The organism is Mycolicibacterium mageritense, from assembly GCF_010727475.1.
Lineage (GTDB): Bacteria > Actinomycetota > Actinomycetes > Mycobacteriales > Mycobacteriaceae > Mycobacterium > Mycobacterium mageritense.
Map to the genome: position 1 here is coordinate 5,517,361 of NZ_AP022567.1, position 14,012 is coordinate 5,531,372.

8 protein-coding genes are annotated in these 14,012 nt (G+C 68.8%); 7 read left to right on the forward strand and 1 reads right to left on the reverse strand.

Features of this window, described 5'->3' with window-relative positions; all coding sequences use genetic code 11:
• Nucleotides 1-15: 15 nt before the first annotated feature.
• The 7 genes from smc to G6N67_RS26675 all read left to right on the forward strand — a co-directional run bounded on the left by smc (nucleotide 16) and on the right by G6N67_RS26675 (nucleotide 12,375).
• Nucleotides 16-3,597 (forward strand): chromosome segregation protein SMC, encoded by a 3,582-nt coding sequence (gene smc, locus G6N67_RS26645; protein ID WP_036436575.1) that lies wholly within the window; start codon nucleotides 16-18, stop codon nucleotides 3,595-3,597.
• 215 nt (nucleotides 3,598-3,812) lie between these two features.
• Entirely contained in the window at nucleotides 3,813-5,207 is a 1,395-nt protein-coding gene (ftsY, locus tag G6N67_RS26650; RefSeq protein WP_036436577.1) for a signal recognition particle-docking protein FtsY, read from the forward strand.
• A gap of 222 nt (nucleotides 5,208-5,429) precedes the next feature.
• Nucleotides 5,430-6,734: an ammonium transporter gene (locus G6N67_RS26655; protein ID WP_036438323.1), complete on the forward strand. Its 1,305-nt coding sequence runs from the start codon at nucleotides 5,430-5,432 to the stop codon at nucleotides 6,732-6,734.
• Nucleotides 6,735-6,740: 6 nt separating this feature from the next.
• Nucleotides 6,741-7,079 carry a P-II family nitrogen regulator gene (locus G6N67_RS26660; RefSeq protein ID WP_018600748.1) on the forward strand — a complete coding sequence of 113 codons (339 nt, stop codon included), beginning with the start codon at nucleotides 6,741-6,743 and terminating at the stop codon, nucleotides 7,077-7,079.
• Between the two features lie 91 nt (nucleotides 7,080-7,170).
• Nucleotides 7,171-9,651: a [protein-PII] uridylyltransferase gene (locus G6N67_RS26665; RefSeq protein WP_036436579.1), complete on the forward strand. Its 2,481-nt coding sequence runs from the start codon at nucleotides 7,171-7,173 to the stop codon at nucleotides 9,649-9,651.
• 66 nt (nucleotides 9,652-9,717) lie between these two features.
• Nucleotides 9,718-11,295: a signal recognition particle protein gene (gene ffh, locus G6N67_RS26670; protein ID WP_036436580.1), complete on the forward strand. Its 1,578-nt coding sequence runs from the start codon at nucleotides 9,718-9,720 to the stop codon at nucleotides 11,293-11,295.
• Nucleotides 11,296-11,298: 3 nt separating this feature from the next.
• Nucleotides 11,299-12,375: an amidohydrolase family protein gene (locus G6N67_RS26675; RefSeq protein ID WP_036436581.1), complete on the forward strand. Its 1,077-nt coding sequence runs from the start codon at nucleotides 11,299-11,301 to the stop codon at nucleotides 12,373-12,375.
• 58 nt (nucleotides 12,376-12,433) lie between these two features.
• On the opposite strand, the gene G6N67_RS26680 is transcribed toward G6N67_RS26675, so the two are convergent.
• On the reverse strand, nucleotides 12,434-14,011 hold the full coding sequence (locus G6N67_RS26680; RefSeq protein ID WP_407663378.1) for a diflavin oxidoreductase: 1,578 nt from the start codon (nucleotides 14,009-14,011) through the stop codon (nucleotides 12,434-12,436).
• Between the last annotated feature and the right edge of the window lies 1 nt (nucleotide 14,012).

A 14,012-nucleotide genomic window follows, 5' to 3' on the forward strand; every position in this document is an offset into this window, starting at 1 on the left:
GTAGGGTAAGTCGCCGTGCACCTCAAGAGTCTGACGCTGAAGGGTTTCAAATCCTTCGCCTCGCCGACGACTCTGCGCTTCGAGCCCGGCATCACCTGCGTCGTCGGCCCCAACGGGTCGGGCAAGTCCAACGTCGTGGACGCCCTGACCTGGGTCATGGGAGAGCAGGGCGCCAAGACGCTGCGCGGCGGCAAGATGGAGGACGTCATCTTCGCCGGCACGTCGTCGCGGGCGCCGCTGGGCCGTGCCGAGGTGACGCTGACCATCGACAACTCCGACAACGCGCTGCCCATCGAATACTCAGAGGTGTCCATCACCCGCCGGATGTTTCGGGACGGGGCCGGTGAGTACGAGATCAACGGCAGCAGTTGCCGGCTGATGGACGTGCAGGAACTGCTGTCCGATTCCGGTATCGGCCGGGAAATGCACGTCATCGTCGGGCAGGGCAAGCTTTCGGAGATCCTCGAATCGCGCCCCGAGGACCGGCGCGCGTTCATCGAGGAAGCCGCCGGGGTGCTCAAGCACCGCAAACGCAAGGAAAAGGCCGTCCGCAAGCTGGATTCGATGGCCGCCAACCTCGCCCGGCTGACCGACCTGACGACCGAACTGCGCCGTCAGCTCAAACCGCTCGGCCGACAGGCCGAGATGGCGCGGCGCGCGGCGACCATCCAGGCCGACCTGCGGGACGCGCGATTGCGACTGGCGGCCGACGACCTGGTGCAGCGCCGGACCGAATTCGAGAACACCAACCAGGCCGAGACCCTCCTGCGTCGCGAACACGATGAGGTGACGGCCAGGCTCCAGGCCGCCTCCGTCGAGCTGGAAGCGCACGAGTCGGCCGTCGCCGACCTGTCGGAGCGGGCCGAGGCCGCTCAGCAGACCTGGTTCCGGGCGTCGGCGCTGGCCGAGCGCGTCAGCGCGACCGTGCGGATCGCGACCGACCGGGCGCAACTGTTCGACACCGAGCCCGAGATGTCGAGCGGACGCGATCCCGACGAGTTGGACGCCGAAGCCGAGCAGGTCGCCGAACTCGAGCAGCAACTGCTCGATGAACTCGCCGAATCCCGCGCTCGGCTCGAAGCAGCGCGGGACGAGCTGGCTCAGCGCGAGCAAGCCGCGGCCGAGGCCGAACGTGCGCACCTCGCCGCGGCCCGCGCCGAAGCCGACCGCCGCGAGGGACTCGCGCGGCTGGCCGGGCAGGTCGACACCATGCGCACGCGCGTCGAGTCGATCGATGAAGGCGTCGGGCGGTTGTCGGTCCGCATCGACGAATCAGCGGCGAAAGTCGAACACGCGAAAGCAGAATTCGAGACCGTGCAGGGCCGGGTCAGTGAACTCGACGCCGGTGAGGTGGGCCTCGACGAGCACCACGACCGCTCGGTGGCGGCATTGCGGCTCGCCGACGAGCGTGTCGCCGAGCTGCAGGCCGCCGAGCGTGCCGCAGAACGCCAGGTCGCGTCGCTCCGAGCCCGCATCGAGGCGCTCTCGGTCAGCCTCGACCGCCGTGACGGATCGGCGTGGCTGCAGCAGAACCGAAGCGACGCAGGGCTTCTCGGTTCTGTCGCAGAGCTGCTCAAGGTTCGCTCCGGCTATGAGGTGGCCATCGCGGCAGTGCTGGGCGCCGCCGCGGACGCGATTGCGGCCGAGAACTTCGGCGCGGCCGCCGCGGCGGTCGCCGCACTCAAGGAATCCGACGGGGGCCGCGCGTCGATCCTGCTCGGCGACTGGCCGGCGGCGAACGCCGCGCGTTCGGAGGTGCTGCCCAACGGTGCGCTGTGGGCCACCGAGTTGGTCACGGTTCCGGACCGGCTGCGCGGAGCCATCACGGCGATGCTGGCAGATGTGGCGGTCGTCAGCGACATGCCGGCCGGGCTGCAGCTGGTCTCGGCGTACCCGGGCCTGCGCGCGGTGACCACAGACGGTGATCTCGTCGGTGCCGGCTGGATCAGCGGCGGCTCGGACCGCAAGCCCTCCACTCTGGAGATCACGTCGGAGATCGACAAGGCGCGCGCCGAACTGGAGGCCGCGGAGAAACAGACCAGTGAACTGGGGGCCGCGCTCGCGGGTGCGCTGGCCGAGCAATCCGACCGGCAGGACGCGGCCGAGCAGGCGCTCGCTGCGCTCAATGAATCCGACGCGGCGATTTCGGCGATCTACGAGCACCTGGGCCGGCTCGGCCAAGACGCACGGGCGGCCGAAGAGGAATTCCAGCAGCTGATCAAGCAGCGTCACGAGCTCGAAGCGGGACGCGCCAAGACCGTCGAGGAGCTCGCCGAGCTCGAAGCCCGCCTGCGCGGCGCTGAGCAGGTGCCGATGTTCGAGGCCGAGCCGGTGGACCGGCAGACCTCGGTGGCGGCGGCCGAAGCCGCGCGCGGTGTCGAGGTCGAGGCCCGGCTCGCGGTGCGCACGGCCGAGGAACGCGCGAATGCCGTTCGGGGCCGGGCGGATTCGCTGCGCCGCGCCGCGACCGCCGAGCGGGAGGCCCGCCTGCGCGCGCAACGGGCCAGGGAAGCACGTGAACACGCTGCCACGGTGGCCGCCGCGGTGGCCGAGTCGGGACGCCTTGTCGCGCAACGGCTCAACGCGGTCGTGGCGGTTGCCTCGCGCACGCGTGACGAGCTGGCCGCTGAACGTCAACTCCGGGTCGCGGCGCTGGCCAAGGCTCGTGAGGAAGCCAACCAGCTCAGCGCCAAGATCAACTCGCTGACCGACGCGTTGCATCGGGATGAGGTCGCCAAAGCCCAAGCGTCGCTGCGGATCGAGCAGTTGGAAGCCCAGGTGCTCGAACAATTCGGCATGCCGACCGCCGACCTGATCGCCGAATACGGTCCGCAGGTGCCGTTGCCGCCGACAGAGCTGGAGATGGCCGAGTACGAGCAGGCCCGCGAGCGCGGCGAACAGGTCACCGCGCCCGCGCCCATGCCGTTCGACCGGCCTACACAAGAGCGCCGCGCCAAGAAGGCCGAGCGCGAGCTCAAGGAACTCGGCCGGGTGAACCCGTTGGCACTGGAGGAGTTCGCGGCCCTCGAGGAGCGCTACAACTTCCTGTCGACGCAGCTGGAAGACGTCAAGGCGGCCCGCAGTGACCTCCTCGACGTCATCTCGGAGGTCGACGCACGCATCCTGCAGGTGTTCACCGAGGCCTACGCCGACGTGGAACGCGAGTTCGAGCAGGTGTTCGCCACGTTGTTCCCCGGCGGCGAGGGCCGGCTGCTGCTCACCGATCCGAGCGACATGCTGACCACCGGCATCGAGGTCGAGGCCCGCCCGCCGGGCAAGAAGATCAAACGGCTGTCGCTGCTTTCGGGCGGCGAGAAGTCGTTGACCGCCGTGGCGATGCTGGTGGCCATCTTCCGTGCGCGGCCGTCCCCGTTCTACGTGATGGACGAGGTCGAGGCCGCGCTCGACGACGTCAACCTGCGGCGCCTGATCAGCCTGTTCGAACAGCTGCGGGAACGCTCACAGCTCATCGTCATCACGCACCAGAAGCCCACGATGGAAGTGGCCGATGCGCTCTACGGCGTGACGATGCGCGGCGACGGCATAACGACCGTGATCTCGCAGCGGATGCGCGGCCAGGAGCTGGTGTCGCCATGAAATGGCTTTCACGGCCGCGTTCAGCTACGCCGTAGGGGTGAATTCCAAGGCCCCTTGGCGACGAACCGGACAAGACCTTACGTGGGCGTAAGGTGCTCCTCGGTACATGCCGGTACCGACAAATGGCAAAGATTTTCCCGATGCAATCAGGGGATGTGCGAGGGCCCGCCCCGGGGCTGGGCGCCGCGGCCCGGGCCCCCTGCGACAATGGCGCGGTGACAGAAACTGCGTTGCTAGGGGTCTGGATCGCCGTTGCGGTCATCGCCGTCCTGCTGATCGTGGCGCTCGTCGTCGGTTTGGTGCGTTACCGGAAGCGGCGCATCAGCCTGCCCGGTGCCGACGAGACCAAGACGATCGACCGCTCTGGCGGCTACAAGGCGTCATCGGGGATCAGCTTCAGCCAAGGGGCGACACCGACCGCCGAACGCATCGACACCAGCGGGCTGCCCGCGGTCGGTGACGACGCCACGATCCCGCGGGATGCGCCCAAACGCCCCATCGCCGACGTGCGCCTGCCCGAGCCTGTCATCGAGCCCGAGACCGAGGCGCCGGCCGAGGCTCAGGCGCCCGCAGAACCTCCCACAGAAGCGCCTCCCGTGCCGGAAGCGCCCGCGGCGCCCGAGACGCCCGCCGAAGCGCCCGCGGCGGCCGAGACGCCCACTGAAGCCCCCGCCGCCGTCGAGGAGATCGCGCCCCCGGAAGGCCGGCTCGATCGCCTGCGCGGCCGGCTGTCCAAATCCCAGAATGCGCTCGGCCGCAGCATGTTGGGTCTGCTCGGCGGCGGCGACCTCGACGAGGACTCCTGGGAGGCCGTCGAGGACACCCTGCTGATCGCCGACCTGGGCCCCGTCGTCACCGAATCCGTGGTCTCGGCGTTGCGGACCCGGATGGCCAGCAAGGGCGTGCGCACCGAGGCCGACGCGCGTGCCGTGCTGCGCGAGGTTTTGATGTCGGAGCTGCGGCCCGATCTCGACCGTTCGATCAAGGCCCTGCCGCACGCCGACAAGCCGTCCGTGCTCCTCGTCGTCGGCGTCAACGGCACCGGAAAGACCACGACAGTGGGCAAGCTCGCCCGTGTGCTTGTCGCCGACGGCAGGCGCGTGGTGCTCGGCGCGGCCGACACGTTCCGTGCCGCGGCTGCCGACCAGCTGCAGACCTGGGGCTCGCGAGTCGGGGCAGACGTCGTACGTGGCCCCGAGGGGGCCGACCCCGCGTCCGTGGCGTTCGATGCGGTCGATGAGGGAATCAAGACGGGTGCGGATGTCGTCGTGATCGACACTGCGGGCCGGCTGCACACCAAGACCGGCCTGATGGACGAGCTCGGCAAGGTCAAACGCGTCGTGGAGAAGCGTGCCGCGGTCGACGAGGTGCTGCTCGTGCTCGATGCCACGATCGGCCAGAACAGCCTCCCGCAGGCCAAGGTGTTCGCCGAGGTCGTCGACATCACCGGTGTCGCGCTCACCAAGCTCGACGGGACCGCCAAGGGCGGCATCGTGTTCCGCGTGCAACAGGAACTCGGCGTTCCGGTCAAGCTCGTCGGGCTCGGTGAGGGTCCGGACGACCTGGCACCGTTCGAGCCCGGGGCGTTCGTCGACGCGCTGCTGGGGTGAGAAACGCGGGCAAACCCGCGGTGTAACACCGACGAAACGCAGCCGGGCTATCCGTTCACACGAGCGAAACGCAACGGCGTCGTAGCCGAAACATCCACTCAGCATTGTCTTGGACCAGGTCAATGGTCGTAAATCCTTGCGGCCGTGGCGTGGTGAAGGAGGAAACTGCGAGTGGAGCAATTCCCGATACTGGGTGCGCCGGATACCGGCGACACGGCGTGGATGCTGGCCAGCGCCGCGCTTGTGTTGTTGATGACACCGGGTCTGGCCTTCTTCTACGGCGGCATGGTGCGGGCCAAGGGCGTGCTCAACATGATCATGATGAGCGTCAGCGCAATGGGTGTCGTGACGGTGCTGTGGGTGCTGTACGGCTACTCGGTCGCGTTCGGTGACAACACCGCAGGCATCATCGGCAATCCGGGTCAGTTCTTCGGTCTCAAGGGCCTGATCGGAGCGAACGGCTCGGCCGACGCGCCCATCGCGCTGGCCGGAACCATCCCCGCCACCGTATTCGTGGGCTTCCAGCTGATGTTCGCGATCATCACTGTCGCACTGATTTCCGGCGCGGTGGCCGACCGCATCAAGTTCGGCGGTTGGCTGCTGTTCGCGGCGCTGTGGGCGACGTTCGTCTACTTCCCGGTCGCGCACTGGGTCTTCGACTTCGACGTCAAGGGCTCCGACGGCGAGACCGTGATCCACCACGGCGGCTGGATCGCCAACCAGCTCAAGGCAATCGACTTCGCCGGCGGCACCGCGGTGCACATCAACGCGGGCACCGCAGGCCTGGTGCTGGCGATCATCCTCGGCAAGCGGCTCGGCTGGCCCGGTTCGCCGATGCGCCCGCACAACCTCCCGTTCGTGATGCTCGGCGCGGGCCTGCTGTGGTTCGGCTGGTACGGCTTCAACGCCGGTTCCGCGGTGTCGGCCAACGGAGTTGCCGGTTCGACCTTCGTCACCACCACGGTCGCGACCGCGGCTGCCATGCTCGCCTGGCTCCTCACCGAGCGCATCCGTGACGGCCACGCCACGTCCCTGGGCGCCGCGTCGGGCATCGTCGCCGGACTGGTCGCCATCACGCCGTCCTGCTCGTCGGTGAATGTCGTGGGCGCATTGGTGATAGGCGCCGTCGCCGGTGCCCTGTGTGCCCTGGCGGTGGGTTTGAAGTTCAAGTTCGGTTTCGACGACTCGCTCGACGTCGTGGGTGTCCACCTGGTTGGCGGTATCGTCGGCACGTTGCTGGTCGGCCTGGTGGCGACCAAGGAAGCGCCTGCCGCGGTGGACGGTCTGTTCTACGGCGGCGGGTTCGACCAATTGTGGCGACAGGCCGTCGGGGCAGGCGCGGTTCTGCTCTATTCGGCGGTGGGTACCGCTATCTTGGCGTTGATTGTCAAATACACCGTGGGCCTGCGCCTGGACAAAGAAGAGGAAGCATCCGGTATCGACGAGGCCGAACACGCGGAAAGCGCCTATGACTTCGTCGCGGTCGGAACCGGTTCTGTTCTTGGTCGTCACGGCGGGGAGGAATAAGGGAATATGAAGCTGATCACTGCGATCGTGAAGCCGTTCACTCTGGAAGACGTCAAGACCGGCCTGGAGCAGACGGGCATTCTCGGAATGACCGTCAGTGAGGTGCAGGGCTACGGCCGCCAGAAGGGGCACACCGAGGTGTACCGCGGAGCGGAATATTCCGTCGACTTCGTGCCCAAGGTCCGCGTCGAGGTCGTGGTCGAGGACTCCGCTGTCGACAAGGTCGTGGACGTCATCGTGCAGGCGGCCCGCACGGGCAAGATCGGCGACGGCAAGGTGTGGGTCAGCCCCGTGGACACCGTGGTTCGGGTTCGCACCGGTGAGCGGGGGGCCGACGCACTGTAGCCACACTCGGTCCGGATACTCCTCGACCGAGTCTGCCGGCCATGCACCCATGTGAAGCACTTGTTGGTAATTGGCCGGGGGAGGAGTCGAGATGACAGAGAAGCAACCACAGTCCGCCGGAGCCTCACGATCGGAGGCTCCGGCGGGCTCGTCAAGGCCCGCGACCGATCTGGCCGCGGCCATCGGGCAACTGCTGTCCGGGTCCACGCGCCAGCTCGACGCGGCGGCGCTGCGCGACGCACTGCTCGATCTGCACGAATTCTGGCTCAGCACAAAAGCGTCGGAGATCGGCGTCACCGCGACCAGTGGGTTCGCGATCGTCGCGACCGGTGGTCTGGGCCGCGGGGAGATGCTGCCGTATTCCGATCTGGACCTGATGCTGCTGCACGACAACATGCCTGCCGAGGTCGTCGGCGAGGTCGCCGAGAAACTCTGGTATCCGTTGTGGGACGCCAACATCCGTATCGACCACAGTGTGCGCACCGTCCCAGAGGCGCTGCAGGTCGCCGGTGCGGACATCTCGGTGGGCCTGGCCATGCTCGATGCGCGGCACGTCGCCGGCGACGCAGATCTGTCGTCGCTGCTGGTGGGCGGGGCGCGCAGGCAGTGGCGCATCGGAATCGCCTCGCGCTTCGAAGAACTCGTCGAGCACGCGCAAGCCCGCTGGGAGCGTAGCGGCCAGATCGCACACCGCGCCGAACCCGACCTCAAATCGGGCCGGGGCGGGCTGCGCGACGTGCAACTGCTCAACGCGTTGGCCATCGCCCAGCTGGCCGACGTTTACCCCAGCCGTGCGGTGGCCTCGCCCACCGGAACCCTCGGCGGAGCGCACCTGGCGCTGCTGAACGTGCGGACGGAACTGCACCGCTCCGCGGGCCGCGGGCGCGAACTGCTGCTCGCGCAGTACGCCGACGAGATCGGTGCGGCACTGCGTATCGGTGACCGTTTCGACCTGGCGCGGATGCTGTCCGACGCCGCCCGGACGGTCAGTTACTACGTCGACTCGGGAATCCGGACCGCCGCGAATGCCTTGCCGCGGCGCGGGTTTGCGGCACTGCGCCGCCCCGTGCGCCGCCCGCTGGACGAAGGCGTCATCGAATACGCCGGTGAAGTGATCCTGGCCCGCGATGCCCGGCCCGAGCGGGATCCCGGCCTGATCCTGCGAGTTGCGGCGGCCTCGGCCACCACCGGGCTGCCGATGGCGGTGTCGACGTTGGGCCGGCTCGCCGAGACCGCGCCGGAGTTGCGCACACCGTGGCCGCGCCAGGCGCTCAAGGATCTGTTGGTGCTGCTGGCCGCGGGGCCCGCCGCGGTCGCCACCATCGAGGCGCTGGACCGGACGGGGCTGTGGGGGCGGCTGTTCCCCGAGTGGGGTGCGGTGCGCGATCTGCCGCCGCGTGATGTCGTCCACATCTGGACCGTCGACCGCCATCTGGTCGAAACCGTCTCGCGCGCAAGCGCTCTCACCACCCGGGTGTCGCGCCCCGATCTGCTGCTGCTGGGTGCGCTGTGCCACGACATCGGCAAGGGTCGCGGCGGCGACCACAGTGTCATCGGGGCTGAGCTGGCCACCCAGATCGGCACGCGGCTGGGCCTGTGGCCGTCCGACATCGACATCCTGTCGAAGGTGGTGCGCTACCACCTGCTGTTGCCCCACACCGCAACCCGGCGCGATCTCCAGGATCCCGGCACCATCGATGCCGTTGCCACCGCACTCGGCGGCGACTTGGTGGTGCTCGAGCTGCTCGACGCGCTCGCCGAGGCCGATTCGCTGGCCACCGGGCCGGGCGTGTGGGGGGACTGGAAGGCGTCGCTCATCGGCGATCTGGTGCGGCGCTGCCGGCTGGTGATGGCAGGCGAGCCACTGCCGCACCCCGATCCGATCGAATCCAAGTATCTCGAGCTGGCCGCCAAGGTCGGTGTGCACGTCGAACTCACCCAGGGCGACGGTGCTCACATCTACAACGTCACGATGATCGCCCCGGACCGGCGCGGGCTGCTGTCCAAAGCTGCGGGTGTCATGGCCCTGAACTCGTTGCGGGTCCACTCGGCATCGGTCAACAGCCACGCCGGTTCTGCGATCAACACGTTTGTGGTGTCACCGCACTTCGGGTCGCCGCCGGCAGCCGAGCTGTTGCGCCAGCAGTTCATCCTCGCGCTCGACGGGGAGCTCGACGTGATCGCCGCCCTGCAGAACCGGGAACGGGAAGCCGCGCAGTTCCCGACGACCCGCGCGGGCGAGATCCTCGCGACGGTCCCGGCCAACCACGTGCCTGCGCCGCCCCGCATCCTGTGGTCAGAGGGCAGCGCACCGGGCGAGTTGATCGTGCAGATCCGCACGACCGACCGGGCCGGGTTGCTGGCCCGGCTGACGGCGGTGTTCGAGCGCGACGGTGTCGACATCGCGTGGGCGAAGGTCACGACGCTCGGATCCTCGGTGGTCGACGCCTTCGGCATCGTGGTGCCCGCGCTGGCCGCGGGTGACGCCACGGTGCGCGACGATCTGGAACGCGATCTGTATGCCGTGCTGCCGACGCCGCCACCGGCAAAACCGGCTGCGGAGGCCAGCTGAGGGATTGGCCGGCCCCGCTCGCGGCGCGCGACCACACCGCAGTTTCCGCACCGCTAGGCTTACCACGTGTTTGAGAGCCTGTCTGACCGGTTGACCGGCGCCCTGCAGGGGTTGCGTGGCAAGGGGCGGTTGACCGACGCCGATATCGACGCGACGTCCCGGGAGATCCGGTTGGCGCTGCTGGAGGCCGACGTTTCGCTGCCGGTGGTGCGTGCGTTCGTCGCACGCATCAAGGACCGCGCCAAGGGCGCCGAGGTCTCTGCCGCGCTGAACCCCGCCCAGCAGGTCGTCAAGATCGTCAACGAGGAGCTCATCGGCATCCTCGGTGGCGAGACCCGGCAACTGGCCTACGCCAAGACCCCGCCGACCGTGATCATGCTGGCCGGTCTGCAAGGTGCCGGTAAGACCACGCTGGCCGGCAAGCTGGCCAAGTGGCTCAAGGGCCAGGGGCACACGCCGCTCCTGGTGGCGTGCGACCTGCAGCGGCCCGGTGCCGTGCACCAGCTCAAGATCGTCGGTGAGCGGGCCGGCGTGTCGGTCTTCGCGCCGCACCCCGGCACCTCGGTGGAGGGCATGGAGAGCGCCGGCCACGGCGACCCGGTCGCGGTGGCATCCGCGGGCCTGGCCGAAGCCAAGGCCAAGCACTTCGACGTCGTCATCGTCGACACCGCAGGCCGGCTGGGTATCGACGAGGAACTGATGGGCCAGGCCGCGGCGATCCGCGACGCCGTCCGCCCGGACGAGACGCTGTTCGTGCTCGATGCCATGATCGGCCAGGACGCCGTCGCGACAGCCGAGGCGTTCCGCGAGGGCGTCGGCTTCACGGGCGTGGTGCTCACCAAGCTCGACGGCGATGCCCGCGGCGGTGCCGCGCTGTCCGTCCGCGAGGTCACGGGCGTGCCGATCCTGTTCGCGTCGGCCGGTGAGAAGCTCGAAGACTTCGACGTCTTCCACCCCGACCGAATGGCGTCGCGCATTCTGGGCATGGGCGACGTGCTCACCCTGATCGAGCAGGCCGAGCAGGTCTTCGATGCCCAGAAGGCCGAGGAGGCCGCGGCCAAGATCGGTTCGGGTGAGCTGACCCTGGAGGACTTCCTCGAGCAGATGCTCGCCATCCGCAAGATGGGACCGATCGGCAACCTGCTCGGCATGCTGCCCGGCGCGGGCCAGATGAAGGATGCGCTGGCCGCTGTCGACGACAGCCAGTTGGACCGCGTGCAGGCCATCATCCGCGGCATGACGCCGGCGGAGCGGGCCGACCCGAAGATCATCAACGCCTCGCGCAGGCTGCGCATCGCCAACGGCTCGGGCGTCACCGTCGCCGAGGTCAACCAGCTCGTCGACCGGTTCTTCGAGGCCCGCAAGATGATGTCGCAGATGGCGGGCCAGATGGGGATGCCGTTCGGCCGCAAGAACTCTCCGCGTAAGGCCGCCAAGGGCAAGAACAAGCAGGCCGGCAAGAAGAAGGGCCGTCAGTCCGGGAAGGGCCCGACCCCGCCCAGGAATCGCAACCCGTTCGGTGATCCCAGCGCGTTGCCCGCCGGTTTCCCGGACTTGTCCAACATGCCCAAGGGCCTCGATGAACTGCCGCCCGGCCTGGCCGATTTCGATCTGTCGAAGCTGAAGTTCCCGGGGCAGAAGTAGCCGATGGCGCTGCACGTCCGGGGCCGGGGTCTGCCCGACGGCGAAGAAGTGCAGTGGTGGATCGCGGACGGTGTCCTGAGCGCTGAGCCGATCGGCGGTGCCGACACGGTGTTCGGAGCCGACGGCGCAGGCGGCTGGATCATCCCCGGCCTCGTGGACGCGCACTGCCACGTCGGTCTCGGCCCGCATGGTGCGGTCGACCTCGATGAGGCGGTCACGCAGGCCGAGGCCGAACGCAGCGCCGGGGCGCTGCTGCTGCGCGATGCCGGGTCGCCCGTCGACACCCGCGCGTTCGACGACCGCGACGACCTGCCGCGCATCATCCGGGCGGGCCGGCACCTGGCCCGGCCGAAGCGTTATTCGCCCGGGCTGCCGATCGACATCGAGGACGAGTCCGAGCTGCCCGACGCGGTCGCCGAGCAGGCCCGGTTCGGCGATGGCTGGGTCAAACTCGTGGGGGACTGGATCGACCGCGGCATCGGTGACCTGGCGCCGCTGTGGTCCGACGACATCCTCAAGGCGGCGATCGACGCCGCACACGCCAACGGAGCACGCGTCACCGCGCACGTGTTCGGCGAAGACGCGCTGCCGGGGTTGATCAACGCGGGCATCGACTGCATCGAGCACGGCACGGGCCTGACCGACGACATGATCGAGCTCATGGTCGACCACGGCACGGCACTGGTGCCCACGTTGATCAACATCGAGAACTTTCCTGGCATCGCCGCGGCGGCCGCGAAATACCCGACCTACGCCGCGCACATGCGCGAGCTGTACGCCACGTGCAAGCAGCGGGTCGGTGCGGCACGCGAGGCCGGTGTGCCGATCTTCGCGGGCACCGACGCGGGCGGGATGATCGCCCACGGTCGCATCGCCGACGAGATCGACGCGCTCAAAGGCATCGGGATGAGCCCGACGGAGGCGCTGGGCGCGGCATGTTGGGATGCGCGGCGGTGGCTGGGGCGGCCCGCTCTGGAGCACGGGGCATCCGCGGACCTGTTGTGCTTCACCGAGGATCCCCGCGTCGGCGGGGTGAACCATCCGGATCTGGTGATCCTGCGCGGCAATATCTGGCGTTGATCCCGCGCCGGCGGCCCAGAAGTACGAGTAGGGAGCGCCATGGGCGCAGGGGCAACGGCTAATACACGTCGCGCAGGTAGCGGTGGCTCTTGATGAGATCGTTGACGTAGGCGTGCGCGGCGTCGGCGTCCATGGCCCCGCAGCGCGCCACGATGTCGTGCAACGTCGCGTCGACGTCTTTGGCCATGCGGTCGGCGTCGCCGCACACGTAGACGTGGGCACCGTCCTGCAACCACGCGTAGAGCTCGCAGGCGTTCTCCCACATGCGGTGCTGTACATACGTTTTCGTGTCCTGGTCGCGGGAGAATGCCAGATCCAGGCGGGTCAGTGTGCCCGAGGACGCGAAGTCCTCGAGCTCGTCGCCGTAGAGGAAATCGGTGGCGCGGCGCCGATCCCCGAAGAACAGCCACGACGGGCCCGTCGCCGCGGTGGCCCGGCGCTCCTGCAGGAACGCGCGGAAGGGCGCGATCCCGGTGCCTGGCCCGATCATGATGACCGGCACATCCGGCGCGGGCAGCCGGAACGTGTGGTTGGGCCGCAGGTGCACCCGTACCGCTGCACTGCGATCCGCCAGGAACGTCGACGCAACGCCGCCGTACTGCCGGTCGCGCGCGGCGTAGCGCACGGTCGTCACGGTCAGGTGCACCCGATCGGGATGTGCCAGCGGGCTCGAGGCGATCGAGTAGTCACGGAACTGCAAGGGACGCAACGTGTCGACCAGCTCGTCGGCGGTCAGCTCGGCCAACCCGATGAGATCGAGGATGTCCTTGCCGTATGCCCATGAACCCGGTGCCGCACCGCCATGGGTGGCTCCGTCGCCGAGGGCCGCTGCGGCTTCCTCGTCGCGCGTGCGTGAGGCCACCAGGGCCTGCAACGCGCGCGACGGTGTCCGGATCTCGAACTGCTCGGCGAGCAGCACCCCGAGCGGCTCGTCGTGCCCGGCGACCGCATGATCGGGTCCGACGCCGAGCCGGGTCAGGACGGCGTCGACCAGGGCAGGGTCGTTGGTGGCATGCACGGCGATGGAATCGCCTGCGTGATAGGTGATTCCGGTTCCGGCGAGATCGACCTCGTAGTGGCGGACCTCCTTGTCGGATCCGGCCGCGGTGAGCAGCCGGTTGACCACCACGTGCGTGTCGACCGGCGCATGGCGTTCCCGGCCGGGCTGCTCCGCGGGTACGGGTGCGGCCGCGGGCGTTGTCTGCTCGGCGGACAGCAGTTTGACGAGGTCGGTGGTCCACGCCTTGGCGGGCTGTTCGTAGTACCCGTCGACGTCGACCCGGTCCGTGAGCCGGGTGGCGCCGAGGGCTTCCAGCCGTTCGTCGAGCAGTTTGCCTGCGTTGCAGAACAACTCGTAGGAGCTGTCACCCAGGGCCAGCACCGCGAAGCTCAGGTGTTCCAGCCGCTCGGTCTCGCCGCTGATCGCCTCCCAGAACAGCGTTGCGGTGTCGGGGAATTCGCCGTCGCCGAACGTCGAGGTCACCACGACGAAGTGGGTGGCGTCCTGCAGCTCGGCCGGCTCGACCTGATTGAGTTCGCGGGCTTCGACTTCGATACCGATGTCGGCGAGCGACTCTGCGAAGGTCATCGCGGCGTCCTCCGAGTTACCCATGTCGGTGCCGTAGGCGACGATCATC